The sequence below is a fragment of the Micromonospora chersina genome, from assembly GCF_900091475.1.
GTDB lineage: Bacteria > Actinomycetota > Actinomycetes > Mycobacteriales > Micromonosporaceae > Micromonospora > Micromonospora chersina.
The window spans coordinates 5320049-5337965 of sequence record NZ_FMIB01000002.1; the positions used below are offsets into that span (position 1 = coordinate 5320049).

The 17917-nt window shown below is 74.8% G+C and carries 20 protein-coding genes; 11 read left to right on the forward strand and 9 right to left on the reverse strand.

What is annotated here, in order from left to right; all coding sequences use genetic code 11:
- Positions 1-63 precede the first annotated feature (63 nt).
- The gene (locus tag GA0070603_RS24805) at positions 64-1095 is read left to right on the forward strand and encodes an SIS domain-containing protein (RefSeq protein ID WP_091318496.1); all 1032 of its coding nucleotides are present in this window, start codon (positions 64-66) and stop codon (positions 1093-1095) included.
- Positions 1096-1120: 25 nt separating this feature from the next.
- Entirely contained in the window at positions 1121-2668 is a 1548-nt protein-coding gene (locus tag GA0070603_RS24810) for a PAS domain-containing sensor histidine kinase (protein WP_091318498.1), read from the forward strand.
- 45 nt (positions 2669-2713) lie between these two features.
- Here the strand turns inward: GA0070603_RS24810 and GA0070603_RS24815 are convergent, their stop codons facing one another.
- Complete coding sequence (locus GA0070603_RS24815; protein ID WP_244282604.1) at positions 2714-4312, reverse strand: glycosyltransferase family 39 protein; 1599 nt, start codon at positions 4310-4312, stop codon at positions 2714-2716.
- Positions 4313-4708: 396 nt separating this feature from the next.
- Between GA0070603_RS24815 and GA0070603_RS24820 the strand changes: the two genes are divergently transcribed.
- From GA0070603_RS24820 to GA0070603_RS24830, 4 genes are read left to right on the forward strand one after another with little or no spacing between them, the layout of a single operon-like run.
- A complete protein-coding gene (locus tag GA0070603_RS24820) occupies positions 4709-6421 on the forward strand; it encodes a nitrite/sulfite reductase (protein ID WP_091318500.1) in 1713 nt (570 codons plus the stop codon).
- Positions 6418-6576 (forward strand): IS1 family transposase, encoded by a 159-nt coding sequence (locus GA0070603_RS31305; protein WP_139131928.1) that lies wholly within the window; start codon positions 6418-6420, stop codon positions 6574-6576. Before GA0070603_RS24820 ends, GA0070603_RS31305 begins: the two co-directional genes overlap by 4 nt.
- A complete protein-coding gene (locus GA0070603_RS24825; RefSeq protein WP_091318501.1) occupies positions 6573-7337 on the forward strand; it encodes a phosphoadenylyl-sulfate reductase in 765 nt (254 codons plus the stop codon). Before GA0070603_RS31305 ends, GA0070603_RS24825 begins: the two co-directional genes overlap by 4 nt.
- Complete coding sequence (locus GA0070603_RS24830) at positions 7319-8080, forward strand: sirohydrochlorin chelatase (protein ID WP_244282605.1); 762 nt, start codon at positions 7319-7321, stop codon at positions 8078-8080. Before GA0070603_RS24825 ends, GA0070603_RS24830 begins: the two co-directional genes overlap by 19 nt.
- Positions 8081-8191: 111 nt before the next feature.
- Here the strand turns inward: GA0070603_RS24830 and GA0070603_RS24835 are convergent, their stop codons facing one another.
- Together GA0070603_RS24835 and GA0070603_RS24840 are read right to left on the reverse strand one after the other, a co-directional pair.
- Entirely contained in the window at positions 8192-8449 is a 258-nt protein-coding gene (locus GA0070603_RS24835) for a WhiB family transcriptional regulator (protein ID WP_088975879.1), read from the reverse strand.
- 447 nt (positions 8450-8896) lie between these two features.
- Positions 8897-9847 carry a diacylglycerol/lipid kinase family protein gene (locus GA0070603_RS24840; RefSeq protein WP_091318503.1) on the reverse strand — a complete coding sequence of 317 codons (951 nt, stop codon included), beginning with the start codon at positions 9845-9847 and terminating at the stop codon, positions 8897-8899.
- Positions 9848-9890: 43 nt separating this feature from the next.
- Between GA0070603_RS24840 and GA0070603_RS24845 the strand changes: the two genes are divergently transcribed.
- Complete coding sequence (locus tag GA0070603_RS24845; RefSeq protein WP_091318506.1) at positions 9891-10280, forward strand: hypothetical protein; 390 nt, start codon at positions 9891-9893, stop codon at positions 10278-10280.
- Positions 10281-10304: 24 nt separating this feature from the next.
- Here the strand turns inward: GA0070603_RS24845 and GA0070603_RS24850 are convergent, their stop codons facing one another.
- The 3 genes from GA0070603_RS24850 to sodN all read right to left on the reverse strand — a co-directional run bounded on the left by GA0070603_RS24850 (position 10305) and on the right by sodN (position 11670).
- The gene (locus GA0070603_RS24850; RefSeq protein ID WP_091318508.1) at positions 10305-10712 is read right to left on the reverse strand and encodes an ATP-binding protein; all 408 of its coding nucleotides are present in this window, start codon (positions 10710-10712) and stop codon (positions 10305-10307) included.
- 32 nt (positions 10713-10744) lie between these two features.
- A complete protein-coding gene (locus tag GA0070603_RS24855; protein WP_091322291.1) occupies positions 10745-11200 on the reverse strand; it encodes a GNAT family N-acetyltransferase in 456 nt (151 codons plus the stop codon).
- 65 nt (positions 11201-11265) lie between these two features.
- A complete protein-coding gene (gene sodN / locus GA0070603_RS24860; protein WP_091318510.1) occupies positions 11266-11670 on the reverse strand; it encodes a superoxide dismutase, Ni in 405 nt (134 codons plus the stop codon).
- Between the two features lie 85 nt (positions 11671-11755).
- Here sodN and GA0070603_RS24865 point away from each other — a divergent pair, with 85 nt between their 5' ends.
- The 3 genes from GA0070603_RS24865 to GA0070603_RS24875 all read left to right on the forward strand — a co-directional run bounded on the left by GA0070603_RS24865 (position 11756) and on the right by GA0070603_RS24875 (position 14463).
- Positions 11756-12112: a S24/S26 family peptidase gene (locus tag GA0070603_RS24865; RefSeq protein WP_091318512.1), complete on the forward strand. Its 357-nt coding sequence runs from the start codon at positions 11756-11758 to the stop codon at positions 12110-12112.
- Positions 12113-12252: 140 nt separating this feature from the next.
- Positions 12253-13428 carry an NAD(P)-dependent malic enzyme gene (locus GA0070603_RS24870; RefSeq protein WP_091318514.1) on the forward strand — a complete coding sequence of 392 codons (1176 nt, stop codon included), beginning with the start codon at positions 12253-12255 and terminating at the stop codon, positions 13426-13428.
- A gap of 72 nt (positions 13429-13500) precedes the next feature.
- Positions 13501-14463, forward strand: a complete 963-nt coding sequence (locus GA0070603_RS24875; RefSeq protein ID WP_167544588.1) for a zinc-binding dehydrogenase — start codon at positions 13501-13503, stop codon at positions 14461-14463.
- Between the two features lie 26 nt (positions 14464-14489).
- Here GA0070603_RS24875 and GA0070603_RS24880 read toward each other — a convergent pair whose 3' ends face one another.
- The 3 genes from GA0070603_RS24880 to GA0070603_RS24890 form a co-directional block, all read right to left on the reverse strand.
- Positions 14490-15455, reverse strand: a complete 966-nt coding sequence (locus GA0070603_RS24880; protein ID WP_091318517.1) for an alpha/beta hydrolase family protein — start codon at positions 15453-15455, stop codon at positions 14490-14492.
- Positions 15456-15558: 103 nt separating this feature from the next.
- Positions 15559-16083 (reverse strand): nucleotidyltransferase domain-containing protein, encoded by a 525-nt coding sequence (locus GA0070603_RS24885; RefSeq protein WP_091318521.1) that lies wholly within the window; start codon positions 16081-16083, stop codon positions 15559-15561.
- 263 nt (positions 16084-16346) lie between these two features.
- Complete coding sequence (locus GA0070603_RS24890) at positions 16347-17417, reverse strand: alpha/beta hydrolase family protein (RefSeq protein ID WP_091322293.1); 1071 nt, start codon at positions 17415-17417, stop codon at positions 16347-16349.
- A 137-nt stretch (positions 17418-17554) separates the two neighbouring features.
- Here GA0070603_RS24890 and GA0070603_RS31610 point away from each other — a divergent pair, with 137 nt between their 5' ends.
- Positions 17555-17731, forward strand: a complete 177-nt coding sequence (locus GA0070603_RS31610) for a hypothetical protein (RefSeq protein ID WP_167544589.1) — start codon at positions 17555-17557, stop codon at positions 17729-17731.
- Positions 17732-17917 lie beyond the last annotated feature (186 nt).

Sequence of the window (17917 nt, forward strand, 5' to 3'; positions counted from 1 at the left end):
TGAGCACCGAACGCGCGGCAATCGCGCAGGAGGGGGTCTTCCGTGACGCGTCCAGGGGCCGGGATGGCCGCCGACATCGACGAGCAGCCGGCCGGCTACGAGCGCCTGCTCTCCGCCGAGCACGCCGGGGCGATCGCCCGGGTCGCGGCGGTGATCGCCGAGCGCCGGCCCCGGCACGTGGTGTTCACGGCCCGGGGCACCTCCGACCACGCGGCGCTCTACGCGGCCTACCTCACCGAGATCCGGCTCGGCCTGCCCGCCGGGCTCGCCTCGCCCAGCACCGTCACCGTCTTCGGCGCCCGGCCGGACCTCTCCGACGCCCTGGTGGTCGGGGTCAGCCAGAGCGGCGGCTCGCCCGACCTGGCCGAGGTGCTGCGGGTGGCCCGGGAATCCGGCGCGCTGACCCTGGCCGTCACCAACAACCCCGACTCGCGGCTGGTGGGCACCGCCGAGCTGAGCATCGACATCGCCGCCGGCCACGAGCGGGCCGTCGCCGCCACCAAGACCTACACGGCCGAACTGCTCGCGCTGCTCATGCTCGTCGAGGGGGTACGCGCCGGCGACGGCGTCCTCCCCGCCGAGGAGCGCGCCTGCCTGGCCCGCCTGCCCGAACTGGCCGAGCGCACCCTGTCCGACGCCACCCCGGCCCAGCTCGCCCCCCGCTACCGGTTCGCCGCCCAGCTCGTCACCACCGGCCGGGGCTACGCGTACCCGACGGCCCGCGAGGCGGCGCTGAAGCTCATGGAGACCTCCTACCTGCCGGCGCTCGCCTTCTCCGGCGCCGACCTGCTGCACGGCCCGCTCGCCATGACCGACCCCGACGTGCCGGTGCTCGCCGTGGTCGGCTCCGGTCCCGGCGGGCAGTCGATGCGCGAGGTGCTGCCCCGGCTCGGCGAGCGCCGCGCCGACGTCGTGGTGGTCGGCTCCGCCGACGTCGAGGCGACCGCCCGGATGGCCGTGCCCGAGGTCGACGAGCGGTACGCCCCGCTGCTCGACATCCTGCCGTTGCAGCGGCTCGCCCTGGCCCTGGCCCTGGCCCGGGGCGAGGACCCGGACGCCCCGCGCGGGTTGAAGAAGGTCACGGCGACGATGTGAGGCCCGGCGTGGCACGCTGTTCAGCGTGTCCACCCTCCGTGACCTCGCCGAGGAGCACACCTCGCTCCGGCCGGCCGACATCGACCACCTGCACCGGATCGCCGGCGACTGGCAGCTCCTCTCCGACCTGTCCTTCGCCGACCTGCTGCTGTGGGTGCCGGTCGACGGCGACGGTACCTTCCTCTGCGTGGCCCAGGTCCGCCCGACGACCGCGCCGACCGCGTACCTCGACGACCAGGTCGGCCGGATCGTCGGCGGGCCCGAGGTGGCGCACCTGGAGGTCGCCCACCGGCAGGGCCGGATCTGGCGGGAGGGCGACCCGGTCTGGTACGGCGACGTGCCGGCCCGGCACGAGGCCATCCCGGTGCGGCTGCGCACCGCCGACGGGGAGTCCGGCGAGGTCGTGGCCGTGGTCGGCCGGGACACCAACCTCTCCACCGCCCGCACGCCCAGCCAGCTCGAACTGAACTACCTGACCACCGCCGACGACCTGGCCCAGATGATCGCCGACGGCACCTTCCCGCCGCCCCGGCACCCGGGCGAGACCACCTCGGCGCCCCGGGTCGGCGACGGCCTGGTCCGGCTCGACGCCAACGGGAAGGTCACCTACGCGAGCCCCAACGCGCAGTCCGCGTACCGCCGGTTGGGCTACGCCTCCCACCTGGTGGGGGAGGACCTGGCCAAGCTGCACCGCCGGCTCGCCAGCGACCCCCTGGAGGGCACCGACGCCGGCAACGCCGTGCTGGCCGCGCTGCGCGGCGAGGCCCCGCCCCGGCGGGAGATCGACGCCCGGGGCGCCACCATGCTCACCCGGGCGCTGCCGCTGATGCCCGCGGGCGTGCCGATCGGCGCGCTGGTCCTGGTCCGCGACATCACCGAGGTGCGCCGCCGCGACCGCGCCCTGATCACCAAGGACGCCACCATCCGGGAGATCCACCACCGGGTGAAGAACAACCTCCAGACCGTCGCCGCGCTGCTCCGCCTCCAGGCGCGCCGGGTGGCCATGCCGGAGGCCCGGGTCGCCCTGGAGGAGTCGGTACGCCGGGTCGCCTCCATCGCGCTGGTCCACGAGACGCTCTCCATGTCCAGCGACGAGGCGGTCGAGTTCGACGGCATCGTCGACCGGGTCGCCAGCGCGGCCACCGAGGTGGCGGCCACCGAGGTGTCCGTCGGCATGCGCCGCCAGGGCAGCTTCGGCGTGCTCCCCGCCGAGATCGCCACCTCGCTGGTGATGGTCCTCAACGAGCTGCTGCTCAACGCCGTCGAGCACGGCTTCCCGCCGGCCGGCGAGGAGGGTGCGCCCGGTCCCGAGGGCGCGCCGGAGCCGGCCGTGGTGGTCTCGGCGCACCGGTTCCGCAAGCAGTTGCACGTCTCGGTGGCCGACAACGGCCGGGGCCTGCCCGAGCAGTTCGACGCCGAGAAGGGCGGCAACCTCGGCCTCCAGATCGTCCGGGCCCTGGTCACCGGCGAGCTGCGCGGCACCATCGAGCTGCGCAACGGCGCCCGGGGCGGCACGGAGGCCGTCCTGATCGTCCCCCTGGCCCGCGGCACCGCCGACCGCCTCGCCGGCTGACCGCTCCCGGGTGTGGCCCCTCCCCGGCCGTGGCGGGGTGAGGGCTCACCGGGTGAGGAGGGCGACCGTGAGGCCGGGGCGGGGCCAGACCTGGCGGACCGTGAAGGCGTCGCGCAGGGCCTCGCCCTTGGCGCCGGGCACCGCCGCCAGCGGGTCGGCGCGCCGGCCCGTGACCACCAGCCAGACCCGGTCCACGCCGGCCAGGCACTCCGCCGGGCGGGCGCACTCGGCGGCCCACAGGTCGGCGCGCTGCCGCTGGTCGCGCACCACCAGCACGTCGCGCGGCCGCCGCGCCCCCAGGTGGTACGCCATACCCAGGTCGGGGAAGAGCCAGCTGTCCCGGGGTGAGTAGACGATCCCGTCGCCCGGCTGCTCGTGCTCGGCGACGATCCGGGCCACGCCCGCGTAGTCCACCGGTGCGCTCCGCGGCCACTCATGGGTGCGCCGCAGCGCCGCCTGGTCGGGCAGCCCGAGCAGGCCGGCCAGGGTCACCACGGCCAGCGCCGGCGCGAGGCGTACGCCGGCGAGCGCCGCCCCGGCCAGCAGGCAGGCGAACGGCACCGTGAAGACCAGGTACCGGGTCACCCAGAGCGGCACCGCCGTGCCGGCGGCGAAGAGCAGCAGCACCGGCAGCAGCACGGCGGCCCCCGGCAGCAGCGCCCGCCGGCCGAGCCGCCCCGCGCCGAGCGCGGCGAGACCGACGAGCAGGCCGCCCACCACCCCGCTCTGCGCCAGCGCGCCGGGCAGCGCGGCCAGGTCGTCGACGCGGACCAGGCGCACCCAGTCGAGCTGGCGGCCGCGCTGCCCTCCGGCCGCCAGCACCAGCGGGGCGACGAGCACGACCGCCGGCAGCAGCGCCACCAGCCACCGCCAGACGACGCCCGGTCCGCGCGCGCCCGCTGCCGGACGGCCGGCTGCCGTGGTGGCCTCGCCGGTCACGGGTTGCGCCTCGTCCGGCGCGTGGGCTTCGCGACCCTGACGGGATGGCGCCGAAGCCGGGGGTGTCGGGCCGGCCGGCGGGTCGAGTCCGGCCGCCGCCGGTCCACGCGCCGCGACCAGCAGCACGACGAGGGCGTGCGCGGCGAGCAGGGTGAGGGCGATCAGGTGGAGCAGCCCGAGCGCGGCCACGGCGACGGCGTACCCGGTGAAGCGTCGCCAGGTCGGCCGGTGCAGCGCACCGACCAGCAGCAGCGTGGCGAGCACGGCCAGCAGGGTGGCCAGGGCGTACGGGCGGGCCTCCTGCCCGTACCGGGAGGTGACCGGGAGGACGGCGAGGAGCAGGCCGGCGAGCAGCCCGGCCCGCGGACCGGCCAGCCGGGCGCCCAGCCGGGCGGTGAGCGCGGCGGCCCCGGCCATGGCCAGCGCCGAGGGCAGCCGCAGCGCGGTCGGCGAGGTGCCGAACAGCGCGGTCCAGCCGTGCATGAGCAGGTAGTACGGCCCGGTCGCCGCGTCGATGGTGCCGGCCAGCCGGACCAGGTCGGTGACCGTACGGGTGGCGGCGCTCCAGGTCGCCAGCTCGTCCCGCCACGGCTGCGCGTGCCCGATGCCGGCGAGCGTGACCACGAGGGTGAGCAGGCCGGGAGCCGTCCAGACCAGCCAACCGCGACGGTCGTGGGACGGTTCGGACTCGGCGGGCGGATGCACATCCCGCAGCGTCACACGGCGGCGGCGCCCGCCGTGCCGGTCCGCCGATTTGTCCCCACCCCTGGCGGGCCGGCGCGGTGGAGCCGAGCAACGGGTCGAATTACCCACCGCTGCCCGTGATGTGGGATCACACACTCGGTCATTGGCCGGTCATCGCCGGCTGTGGGAGCATGAGCCCTATGACCGCCGCTGTCATCCGCCGCTTCGTGGCCCGCCGCCACGTCGATTACGGCCGCGTCCGCAGCGCGATCTGTCCGGCCCACTGACGACGCCCGACCCATCCGTCTCGGGCGCGTTCCGCGCCGGCCGTCACCGACATCGCCGTCCTCGGCCCTCACCCAGGGCCGGCCGCCGCGTCCGCGCTTCCAGGCACAGCAGACAACGGAGGACGCCGCGATGGCGGTCAGCAGCACCACCACGAGCCGGCCCGACACCCCGGCGCCCGTCGCCCGGGCCCCGCGCCGGCCGCGTGGCGAGGGGCAGTGGGCGCTCGGTCACCGCGAGCCGCTCAACGCCAACGAGCGCATCAAGAAGGACGACGACCCGCTGAACGTGCGGGCCCGGATCGAGAACATCTACGCCCACCGGGGCTTCGCCTCGATCGACCCGCAGGACCTGCGCGGCCGGTTCCGCTGGTGGGGCCTGTACACCCAGCGCAAAGCGGGCATCGACGGCGGGCGCACGGCCGTGCTGGAGCCGCACGAGCTGGAGGACGAGTTCTTCATGCTCCGGGTGCGGGTGGACGGTGGCGAGCTCACGCTGGCCCAGCTCCGGGTCGTCGCGGACATCTCGCGGGAGTTCGCCCGCGACACCGCCGACATCACCGACCGGCAGAACATCCAGTACCACTGGATCCGGGTCGAGGACGTGCCGGAGATCTGGCGGCGGCTGGAGTCGGTCGGCCTCCAGACCACCGAGGCGTGCGGCGACTGCCCCCGGGTCGTGCTGGGCAGCCCGGTCGCCGGAGTGGCCCGGGACGAGGTGCTCGACCCCACGCCGGCGGTCGACGAGATCGTCCGGCGGTACGTCGGCGACAAGGCGTACTCCAACCTGCCCCGCAAGTTCAAGACCTCGATCTCCTGGCTGGTCGACACCCCGTACGAGGCGAACGACATCGCCTTCCTCGGCGTCGAGCACCCGGACCTCGGTCCCGGCTTCGACGTCTGGGTGGGCGGCGGCCTCTCCACCAACCCGATGCTGGCCAAGCGCCTCGGCGTGTGGGTGCCGCTGGCCGAGGTGCCGGACGTCTGGGCCGGGGTGGTCGGCATCTTCCGCGACTACGGCTACCGCCGGCTGCGCAACCGGGCGCGGCTGAAGTTCCTGGTGGCCGACTGGGGCGTGGCGAAGTTCCGCGAGGTGCTGGAGAAGGAGTACCTGGGCCGGGCGCTGCTCGACGGCCCGGCCGCGACGCTGCCGGCGAAGCCGGTCGACCACATCGGCGTGCACCAGCAGCGCGACGGCAACAACTACGTGGGGGCCGCCCCGATCGTGGGCCGGGTCTCCGGCAGCCAGCTCGCCCGGCTCGCCGACGTGGCCGAGGCGCACGGCAGCGGCCGGGTGCGGCTCACCCCGTACCAGAAGCTGCTGGTGCTGGACGTGGCGCCGGAGCGGACCGACTCGCTGGTGGCGGAGCTGCGCGGGATCGGCCTGGAGGCCCGGCCGTCGGCCTGGCGGCGCGGCACCATGGCCTGCACGGGCATCGAGTTCTGCAAGCTCGCCATCGTCGAGACGAAGCGGCGCGGCGAGGAGCTGGTGGCCCGGCTGGAGGAGCGGCTGCGCGACTTCGACGCGGACATCTCCATCCACCTCAACGGCTGCCCCAACGCCTGCGCCCGCACCCAGGTCGCCGACATCGGGCTCAAGGGCCAGCTCGTGGTGGGCCCGGACGGCCGGCAGGTGGAGGGCTTCCAGGTGCACCTCGGCGGCGGCCTGGGCATGGCCGCCGGGCAGACTGCCGGCTTCGGCCGCAAGCTGCGCGGCCTCAAGACCACCGCCGAGGAGCTTCCGGAGTACGTGGAACGCCTGGCCCGCCGCTACCTGGCCGGCCGGACCGAGGGCGAGAGCTTCGCCAACTGGGTGATCAGGGTCGACGAGGAGGAATTGCGATGAGCGATGCCCGATCTGCGCCTCTCTACTGCCCCTACTGCGGGGAGGAGGACCTGCGGCCGCACGAGGCCGGGCACGGCGCCTGGGAGTGCCACGCCTGCGCCCGGGTCTTCACCGTGAAGTTCACTGGCCTGCTGAGCCGGGCGGTGACCCGATGAGCGCCCTGCCCTCCGCCGCCGGCCTGGGCCTGGTCGGGATCGGCGGGCCGGCCCCGGCCGACCCGGCCCGGCGCGATCCGGAGGAGCTGCGCGCGCTGGCCGAGCGGGCGGGCCGGGAGCTGGAGGGCGCGCCCGCCCTGGAGATCGCCCGCTGGGCCGCCGAGACCTTCGGGGACCGGTTCTGCGTGACCAGCTCGATGGCCGACGGGGTGCTGGCCCACCTGGTCTCCCGGGTCGCCCCCGGGGTGGACGTGGTCTTCCTGGACACCGGCCTGCACTTCCCGGAGACGCTCAAGGTCCGCGACGAGGTGGCCCGGCGGCTGCCCGTGACCGTGCGGTCGATCCGCCCCCGGATGACCGTCGGCCAGCAGGACGGCCAGTACGGCCCCCGGCTGTTCAGCAAGTCGCCGGACGACTGCTGCCAGTTGCGCAAGGTCGAGCCGCTGGAACGGGCGCTGACCGGGTACGACGCCTGGGCCGCCGGGCTGCGCCGGGACGAGTCGCCGACCCGGGCCAACACCCCGGTGGTGGCCTTCGACGCCCGGCGGGGCAAGGCCAAGGTCAACCCGATCGCGGCCTGGAGCCAGCGGGACGTGGACGCCTACATCGCCCGCTACGACATCCCGGTGAACGAGCTGTTCGCCCGGGGCTACGGCTCGATCGGCTGCTGGCCCTGCACCCGCCGCACCCGGGCGGGGGAGGACCCGCGGGCGGGCCGCTGGGCCATGTTCGAGAAGACCGAGTGCGGCCTGCACACCTGACCGCCGAGCCGCCGGTGGTGCTCGTCGCGCACGGCAGCCGGGATCCGCGAGCGGCCGCGGCGACCCGGGCGCTGGCCCGGGCCGTGGCGGCCGCCCGTCCCGGAGTCCCGGTGCTGCCGAGCTGGCTGGACCACACCGACCCCGGTCCCGCCGCGGTGCTCGGGGACCTGGCCGCCGCCGGTCACCGCCGGGCGGTGCTGGTGCCGCTGCTGCTGACGGCCGCGTACCACCGGAAGGTCGACGTCCCGGCGGCTGTCGCGGCGGCACGCCGGGATGGCGCGGACATCGAGGTACGGGTGACCGACGTGCTGGGGCCGGCCGACGGCGCGGTGGACAGCCGGCTGCTGGCCGGGCTGCGCCGCCGGCTGGCCGAGGCGGAGCCGGGCGGCGTCGACGGCGTGGTGCTGGCCGCGGCGGGCACCCGGGATCCCCGGGCGCGTGGGTCGGTGGGGCGGGTGGCCGCGGCGCTCGGGGCCGAGCTGGGCGTGCCCTGCCGGGTGTCGTACGCCTCGGCGGCGCCACCGGGCGCCGGTGTCGCGGTGTCCCGGCTGCGTGCGGCGGGCGCCCGCCGGGTGGCGGTGGCCGCCTACTTCCTGGCTCCGGGCCTGTTCCACGACGCCGTCCGGTCGACGGCGGAACGGGCCGGTGCGGTGGCGGTCGCCGAACCGCTTACCGACCTTCCCGAACTGGCTGACCTGGTGCTGCGGCGGGTCGACGCCGTGCCGGTCGGGAGCGCGGTGTGACGCGCGTCGCCATCATGATCAACCAGGGTGGCGCGGGGGTAGCCGGATGTCATGTGCTCCGGACAGCAGAACGCCCCGGCCGGTGTCCGGCCGGGGCGTGCAGCGTGTGAGTCAGGCCGAGTGAGCGCGCAGCACCCGGAGCCCGCCGCGGCGCTTGACCGCGCGGCGCTCCTCCTCGCTCATCCCGCCCCAGACGCCGGCGTCCTGACCGGACTCCAGCGCCCACTGCAGGCAGTGGTCGGTCACCGGGCAGCGCCGGCAGACAGCCTTGGCCTGCTCCACCTGCAGGAGGGCCGGACCGGACGTCCCGATCGGGAAGAACAGCTCCGGGTCCTCGTCGCGGCAGACGGCATCGTGGCGCCAGTCCATGGCGGCAACACTCCTCATTCTTAAGTGGGTGGCCAGATAACGCTTCGTTGCTATTCCTATATGCGTCCGCATTGCCGATCGGTGACGGTCAGCATCCATCAATTCGGCGCTGCGTGAGCAGGCTTGCGGGCCCGTGGACCTGCTGGAACAGCTCAACCTGCCGAGCATATCCAGGCAATGTCCCGGTAACACGACTTCGCTTGTGAATACTTTCACGAACTGTCGTGATGTCAAGGGTGACGCTCGGAAAAACTCCGAACAGTGAGCGGGCTCACCACCCTTTTGTCCGGGTTTCAGAGCGCTCTGGTTACCCGGCGTGCCACAGTCGAGGATCAATATAGTACGGTCTGCGTGACGTTGCTGACATTTCCGGCACCTTCCCTCGGTGTGGCGGACACCGCCGGAGGCGGTGAGGGGTCCGCGTCAACCGACGGCAGTACCCGAGACCTAGCAGATTACTCTCAGTGCCGCGGGCACGGATGCAAATCTGACTTTTTCCCGCTCGCCGAGGTAGTCGCCGTCCAGCTGGAAGGCCAGGGGACGGGCCGCGAGCAGGGTGAACTCCGCCACGTCGTGCAGCCGGAGCACCTGTCGACCGTGCGGGTCGGGCCGCTGGGAGAAGAACTGGGTCACCGTGCGTGCCGTGCTGGCCACCTTCAGCCGCCGCATGGCGAGCACGTCCAGGCCGAGGTCGAACGAGGCGTCCGGGTTCGGGTTGATCTCCCGGTCGCCCAGGTACGTCCACGGCGCCGTGTTCTGGATGATGACCGTGCCCAGATCGGTCTCGGCGGTCTCCCCGGGGCGCTCCAGCGTGATGGCCGGGTGCCGGCGGTCGGAGGCGAGGAAGTACTGGCTCACCGTGGAGCGGAAGTAGAGCGCCGGGGTGGACACCCGGCCGCGCTTGCGGGCCTGCTCGACCCGCTGGATGACGGCCGCGTCGATGCCGAAGCCCGCGCAGAAGGTGAAGTAGCGGTCGTCCGCCCGGCCCAGCCCGATGGTGCGGGACCGGCCCAGCCGCAGCCCCTCCAGGATCATGCTGGTGCCGTCCGGCCACTCCCGGGGCAGGCCGAGCGCGCGGGCGAAGACGTTCGTCGAGCCGCCCGGGACGGTGGCCAGCGCCGGCAGCCGCTCCGCCGGGGTCTGCCCGGTGCGGAAGGTCGGCGGCTCGGCGGCCATCAGGCCGTTCACCACCTCGTTGACCGTGCCGTCGCCGCCGAGCGTGACCACCAGGTCGACGCCCTCCTGGGCGGCCTCCCGCGCCAGGTCCATGGCGTGGCCCCGCCGGCGGGTGTAGCGCACCGACAGGTCGACTTCGCTGCGCAGCGCCCGGACCAGCACGTCCCGGCTGCGCTCGCTGGTGGTGGTGGCCTTCGGATTGACCACCAGGACGGCCCGCATGGGCGGCACTGTACCGCGCCTACCCACGGGTATCGTGTCGCGCGTGACGATCGACTCCGGCCCGGTCCCCGGCACGCTCCGCTGGGCGGTGCTCCTGCTGCGCGCCGAGGCGGTGGCGCTCGGCCTGGTCGCCGCGTGGCTGATCTGGTCCGACCTGACGGCGCGCACCACCGACCTGACCTCGGCGTTGCTCGTGACCGCGTTCGCGGTCGGCGGGGCGGTCGCGCTGTGGGCGCTCGGCGGCGCGCTGGGCCGCCGACGGTCCGGCGCCCGGGCGCCGGCCATCGTGCTCCAGCTCATGCTGCTGCCGATCGGCTGGTACATGATCCAGGGCGGGCTCGGCTGGCTCGGGGTGCCGCTCATGGCGCTCGGCCTCGGCGTCACCGGCCTGCTCGTGAGCACCCCGACCAACCGGGCGCTCGGCTTCGAGTGAGGCCGCGCCGGCGCGCCGGACCGGTCAGTAGCCGGAGGCGCGGCGGGTGAGCAGGGAGATGGTGGCCCGGCCGTCGGCGGCCCGGGCGCTCGCCGAGGTGGTCAGTGCCGTGAGCACCTTCCAGGCGAACGACGACTCCGAGGGGAGCGTGGCGCCCCGCACGGTCGGCACGGTCACCTCGACGGTGAGGGCGTCCTCCGTGACCGCGAAGCGGCACTCCAGTTCGGCGTCGCGGGTGGCGATGGCGAGGAGCATGGCGCACGCCTCGTCGACAGCGATGCGCAGGTCCTCGATCTCGTCGAGGGCGAACTGGAGCCGGGCCGCGAGACCGGCGGTGGCGGTGCGCAGCACGCCCAGGTAGCCGCCGTCGGCGGGCACCGTGAGGTGCACGACGTCGTCGTCCGTCGTGGGCCGGCCGGTCAGTTGAGTCACGCCTCATCCCCCCGGTGCGGGACTCTACCCGGTCAGGCGTCCGGCCGCGTGGGGGCGGCCGGCACCTGCGCGGCGAGCTCGTGCAGCGCCGGCCCGGCCAGCCGGTACGGCACCCACTCGTCCATGGGCGTGGCACCGATGGCGGCGTAGAAGTGGGCGGCCGGATTCCAGTTGAGCATCCACCAGTCGAGCCGCCGGTAGCCGCGCTCGACGCAGATCGCGGCGAGGGTGGCGAGCAGCAGCCGGCCCGCGCCGGTGCCGCGGGCGGCCGGCCGGACGTACAGGTCCTCCAGGTAGATGCCGTGCACGCCCTCCCACGTGGAGAAGTTGAGGAACCAGAGGGCGAAGCCGATCGGCTCGTCGGCGTCATCCACCGCGACATGCCCGAACAGGGCCGGCGCAGTGCTGAACAGGGCGGCGGTGAGCTGCTCCTCGGTGAGGTGGCACTGCTCCGGGGCGCGCTCGTAGTCGGCGAGTTCGTGCACCATCGCGACGACGGCCGGCACGTCCTCGGGACGCGCCGGCCGGATCGTCGGTGCCTGGGCGGGCAGGCTCACGCCTGCTTGGTCTCCCAGAAGATCTTCGAGATCTCGTCGATCTTCGAGAGCAGCTCGTCGGCCTTGGCGGGGTCGGTGGCGCCCTTGGCGCCGGCCGCGCCGGCCAGCTTGGTGGTCTCGTTGAACAGCTGGTGCAGGTGCGGGTACTTCTCGAAGTGCTGCGGCTTGAAGTAGTCGGTCCAGAGCACCCACAGGTGGTGCTTGACCAGCTCGGCCCGCTGCTCCTTGATGATGATCGCCCGGGTGCGGAACTCCGGGTCGGTGTTCGACTGGTACTTCTCGCAGATCATTTTGACCGACTCGGCCTCGATCCGGGCCTGCGCCGGGTCGTAGACGCCGCAGGGCAGGTCGCAGTGGGCGCTAGCGGTCACCCGGGGCGTGAGGATGCGAGGAAGGCGCATCAGGGTCCTCCATGGGATGTTTGCGATGATCCAAGACGACATTACTCCTGGAGATGCTCCCCGGCGGGCGGGAGGTGAAACCCCGGTGCGTGCCGCTGACGACCACGCCGCGCCCGCGCTGCGCGGCCCCCTGTCGGCCGTCCTGGTCACCGGCCCGTCCATGGCACCCACCCTGCGGCACGGCGACGCCGTGCTGGTGCGGACCGGGGGCCGCCCGGTGCGCCCCGGCGACGTGGTGGTGGCGGTCTTCCGCAGCCGCCCCGACCTGCTCGTGGTCAAGCGCGCGGTCCGCCCGCAGGACGGCGGCTGGTGGCTGCGCAGCGACAACGACCTGGTCACCGACGACTCCCGGGCGTACGGGGTGGCGGACGTGCGGGGCCGGGTGGTGGCCCGGTACTGGCCGCGTCCCGGCCGGGTCACCGGGACGCCGCGACGGATATGACCCCGATCACATCCCGTTACGGCGTGCCTGACTATGCTCGGAAAGTGCCCGGGTGACCCCCCGCACCGCCGCCCCGCTGGCCGCTGACCACGCGCGCCGAGCCGGCCGGTCCGTCTGCTCGACAGATCCTGGAGTCACCGATGTCTACGTCCACCCCGGACCCCGCTGATCCCGTCTTCCGGTTGCACCTCGGCGGCAAGATGGCCGTCGCCTCGACCGTGCCGCTCACCAGCCGGGAAGACCTCTCCCTCGCGTACACCCCGGGTGTGGCCCGGGTCTGCGAGGCGATCGCCGCCGATCCCGACCTCGCCGACGACTACACCTGGGTGTCGCACACCGTCGCCGTGGTCACCGACGGTTCCGCCGTACTCGGCCTCGGCAACATCGGCCCGCGCGCGGCGCTGCCGGTGATGGAGGGCAAGGCGGTGCTGTTCAAGCAGTTCGCGGGCGTGGACGCCGTACCGGTGTGCCTGGACACCCAGGACGTGGACGAGATCGTGGCGATCGTGCGGGCGCTCGCCCCCTCGTTCGGCGGGATCAACCTGGAGGACATCAGCGCCCCGCGCTGCTTCGAGGTGGAGCGCCGGCTGGACGAGGCGCTGTCCATCCCGGTCTTCCACGACGACCAGCACGGCACCGCCATCGTGGTGCTGGCCGCCCTGCGCAACGCCGCCACCCTGCTCAACCGCAAGCTGGGCGACCTGCGCGTGGCGGTCAGCGGGGCCGGCGCGGCCGGCGTGGCCGTGACGAAGATGCTGGTGGCCGGTGGCGTCAACCCGGACCAGGTGGTGGTCTGCGACTCCAAGGGCATCATCGGCCGGCACCGCGAGCTGACCGGGACCAAGGCCGAGTTGGCCGAGACCACCAACGCCGACGGCCGGCAGGGCGACGTCACCGAGGCGCTGCGCGGCGCGGACGTCCTGGTCGGCGTCTCCGGCGGGCAGATCCCCGAGGCGGCGGTGGCCGGCATGGCGCCGGGCGGCATCGTCTTCGCGCTGGCCAACCCCACCCCGGAGGTGCACCCCGAGGTGGCCGCCCGGCACGTGGCAGTGGTCGCCACCGGGCGCAGCGACTACCCCAACCAGATCAACAACGTGCTCGCGTTCCCCGGGGTGTTCCGTGGCGCCCTGGACGCCCGGGCCACCCGGATCACCGACGGGATGAAGGTGGCCGCCGCCGACGCCATCGCCAACGTGGTGGCCGAGTCGCTCACCCCGGAGGCGATCGTGCCCTCCCCGCTGGACCCGCGGGTCGCCCCCGCGGTGGCGGAGGCCGTCGCCGAGGCCGCCCGTCGCGACGGGGTCGCGCGCCGCTGACCGTCGAGGGGCCCTTCTTATCGCGTTTTGCACAGGAAGGGCCCCTTCTTAACGGGCGCTCAGCTTGTTACGGTGCCGATCATGCGTGCCGCCTATGCCTCGGCCTTCGACGCCGACAACCCGCTCGCCGCGCTCACCGTCGGCGACCGCCCCGAGCCGACCCACCCGCAGGAGGACTGGGTCACCGTGCAGGTGCGGGCCAGCTCGCTCAACCACCACGACCTCTGGTCGCTGCGCGGGGTGGGCCTCGGCGCCGACCAGCTCCCGATGATCCTCGGCTGCGACGCGGTCGGCACCGACCCGGACGGCAACGACGTGGTCATCTACCCCGTGGTGCCCACCCCGGGCGACCCGCGCGGGGTCTCCATCCTCTCCGAGCACTACGCGGGCACCTTCGCCGAGCGGGTGGCCGTACCCCGGATGAACCTGCTGCCGCTGCCCGACGGCCTCTCCGTGACCGACGCGGCGTGCCTGCCCACGGCCTGGCTCACCGCGTGGCGGATGCTCACCACCAAGGGCCGGGTCGGCGACGGCGAGTCGGTGCTGGTCCAGGGGGCCGGCGGGGGCGTGGCCACCGCGGCCGTCGCGCTCGGCGTCGCCCTGGGCAAGCGGGTGTACGCGACCAGCCGCGACGCCGCCAAGCGGGAGCGGATCACCGCGCTGGGCGCGACCGCGCTGGAGCCCGGCGCCCGGCTGCCCGAGCGGGCCGACGTGGTGATCGAGACGGTCGGCGCGGCCACCTTCGACCACTCGCTGAAGTCGGCCGCCCCGATGGCCCGGATCGTGGTCTCCGGCGCCACCGCCGGCCACGAGCCCAAGGTGAACCTCCGCCGGGTCTTCGCCATGCAGTTGGAGATCCTCGGCACCTCCATGGGCACCCCGGAGGAGCTGACCGAGCTGCTGGCGTTCTGCGCCGAGCACGAGGTGCGCCCGGTGGTCGACAGCGTCGTGCCGTTCAGCCGGATCGAGGACGCGTTCGCCCGCCTGAACTCCGGCGACGTCTTCGGCAAGGTGGTCGTCGACCACACCGCCTGACCTGTGCCGCCGCCCTGGGCGACCGGTCAGAGATGGTCGTCCAGGGTGGCCACGCCGCCGCGGGTGGCGTCGGCGGGGAGCCGCTTCTTCGCCGCCGCGTCGCCGTAGAGCGTCCAGCGGAGGAACTCGACTGTGGTGTCGGCGACCACGCGCAGCGCCTTGCCGTCGCCGAGCAGGGCCCGCCCGTGGTCGCCCTTCGGCAGGCTGAGCATCGCCTTCGGCCACGGCACCGCGTCGTAGACCGCCTTGCCGGCGGCGTAGCCCACCACCTCGTCGGCCTCGCCGTGCACGAATAGCTGCGGCGCGGCGGCCCCGGCGAACGCGGTGCCGACGCCGAGCGCCGTGCCGGCGAACACGATGCCGGCGTCCAGGCGCTCGTCCCGGCCCGCCGTGAACAGCCCGATCGTGGTCACCCCGCCCGCGCTGTGCCCGGTCGCGGCCACCCGCTCCGGGTCCAGCCGGCCGCGCAGCGGGTCGCCCGCCTTCCCGTCGAGGGCGAGCACCTGGGTCAGCACGTACGACACGTCGGCCGGCTGGTTGAGCACGTCGAGCGGGTTGCCGTCGCCGCCGGCCCCGGTGTGCGGGAACTTCGGCGCGGCCACCACGAACCCGGCGGACGCCCAGCGGGTCAGCAGCACCTGGTAGTCCTCCGGCCGGACGCCCAGCCCGTGGCTGAACAGCACCACCGGGAACCGCCCGTCCGCCGCCGGCGCGGACCGCTCCGCCGCCCCACCGGCCGTGCCCTCCGCCGGGTACCAGAGCGTCACCGGCAGCGGGCGGTCGCCGTCGCGGTTCAGCTTCAGCTGGCGTACCCCGACGGCGAAGCTCTCCGTCGGGGCGTGCCCGGCGGGCACCCGAGGGCCGGGGGTGGTGGCCTTCGGCGGGGCGTCGGGCGCGGGTCGCCCGGCCGGGGTGGTGTCGCCCGAGCAGCCGGCCAGGCCCGTGCTGAGCAGGGCGGCGGCGGTGATCAGGGCGGCAGGGCGACGGCGCATGAACTCGATTGTGCCTCGCGTTGCGGGGTGGCCGGCGGGCATCGCACCCAGGGTGACGCGATCGGCTCGGCTGGTCGGGGCTTGATGGTGTGGCGCGGTCGTCTCAGCCGGCGGGCCGGCCCGCGCGCAGCCGGGCCAGGTCGGCGGCGTCCTTGGGGCGGCGCGGCCGCTCGGGCATCCAGACCGGGTACATCTCCTTGAACTCGATCTGGGCGGCGACGCTGATCACCGGGGCGGTGTGCGGGCCGATCCGGCCCGGCGGGGCGTCCAGCATCCCCTCCGGCAGCGGCGTGCCGGCCCACGGCCCGGCCCCGACCACCACCCGGCCCGCCGGGTCCCGGTCCAGGTACGCGAAGCTCAGCTCGACGTCGCCCCGCACCAGGTCGAGCTGCAGCTCGACAGGCATCCGGGGGTCGAAGCGCCAGCCCCGCCCGCCGAGTCGGGCGGCCAGCGGGCCGGCGTCGCGCCGCCAGCAGTACCAGTCGACGTCCACGTGCGGCCGGCTCACCGCGCCCAGGTGGAAGTCCATCGCCCACCCGCCGCGCAGCCAGACCGCGATCGTGGCCGCTCGGGTGACCTCGACCACCTCGCGGATCGCGTCGAGTTGCCGCCCCGCCAGCCCGTCCACCCGGGCGACGCTACCTCCCGGCTCGCCACCCCGCCGCCCTGTCGATCGCGGGCGGGCTCGGCCCCTTGATCGGCTCCAGCTCGCCGGGTGGAGGGGCCTGGAATCGGCGGACATGGCCGGTTCGCCGGGGTGGTGGGGTGCGGGGTCGGCGGATACGGCCGCTTCGTCGGAATGGCGGGGACTGCGGCCGGCGGATACGGCCGGTTCCGGGGTGGTGGGTGCGGGCGCGACGGGACACCGCCGGATCGGTGAGGTGGGGTGGATTACGCGTGGCCGGGCAGGGCGCGGGTGGTGAGGGTGGTGACGCCGGGGAGGACGGCGTCGGCGGGCAGACGGTCCCGGGCGCGGCGGTCGTCGTAGAGGGTCCACCGGAGGAAGTCCGTGGTGGCGGCGAGGACCTGCGCGAACCCGGGGCGGCCCGGGGTCAGGTACTCGCCGTGGCCCTGGCCGGGGAGGCCCAGGAAGGCGGCCGGCCCGAGGCTGCGGGCGTACGCGGCCCGGCCGACCGGCTCCGGCACGATCGGGTCCGCGCCGCCGTGCACGAACAGCATTGGCGCCACCGGACCGGCGAAGCTGCCGGCCAGCCCGCCGCCGGCGATCACGATGCCGGCACGCAGCCGGCGCGAGTGCCCCGAGGTGAACATGCCGGCAGTGGTGAAGCCACCCGCCGAGTGGCCGGCCGCGGCGAACCGGTCCACCGCGAGATGCCCGGCGAGCGGGTCCCCGGGCCGGGCGTCGAGGCGGACCAGGTGCCGGATCAGCCGCCAGCCGTCGGCCGGCTGGTTCCGCACGTCGGCCCGGGTGAAGTCCCGTGCCCGCAGGCTCGTCCGCGGGTAGGTCGGCGCGACCACCACGAACCCGGCCGCCGCCCACCGGGTGGTCAGCGGGGCGTGCAGGTCGGGGAGGCTGTGCAGCCCGTGGCTGTAGACGACCACCGGGAACCGCCCGGCGGCCACCGGCACGTCGGGCCACGGGACCGGCCCGGCCGCCGCCCCGCCGTCGGTCGGGCCGGAGGTCGCGCTGCCGCTGGTCAGGCTGGACGTGGCGTCGCTGCTCGGGTCGGATGTCGCCTCGCTGCCGGCCGGCCCGGCGGCCAGCCGGGTGGTGGCCGGCGCGGTCGCGTGCGCCGGGGCGGTGGGCTCCGCGGGGTACCAGACGGTGACCGGCAGTGGCCGGGACCCGTCGGGATCGACGACGAGGTGGCGGACGCCCACGGCGTACGGTCGCGGGGGCGCCGGGCGGAAGGCCGGGACCCGGTCGTCCGCGGCGACGGCCGGGCCGCAACCGGCCACCAGCGCCACCAGCAGCGCGGCGACCAGCCGCTGCACCCTCACGCCCTCACGGTAGGCGGCCGGCCGGCCGGTCCGGCCCCGCCGACCGGCCCGTCGCGCCTCCACCGGCCGGACCGCGCTGTGCCGCCACCGGCCCGGCGGGATCGTCCGCGTCGGCCGGCTTCGCTAGGGTCACGCGCATGGCTGAGAACTACACCGACCCGAGTGGCAACACCGCGCAGTTCCGCGCCTTCGTCGATTCGCCGGACAGCGCGGCGACCGCGGCGGAGGCCCCCTCCCGCCTGCCCCTGATGGTCGGCATCGGCGTCGCCGCCGTCGTGGTCGTCGCCGTCATCGCCTGGCTCGCCCTGAGCTGACCCGCCACCCACCCACCCGGCGCCCCCACCCGTCTGCCCGCCCGGGTCCCACCCGGTCCGGCCCGGGCCGTTGATCATGAAGTTGGCGGCGCGATCCATCCCGATTCGCCGCCGCCAACTTCATGATCGTCGCGGGCGGGCGGGCGGGCGGGCGGGCGGACGGACGGGCGGACGGGCGGACGGGCG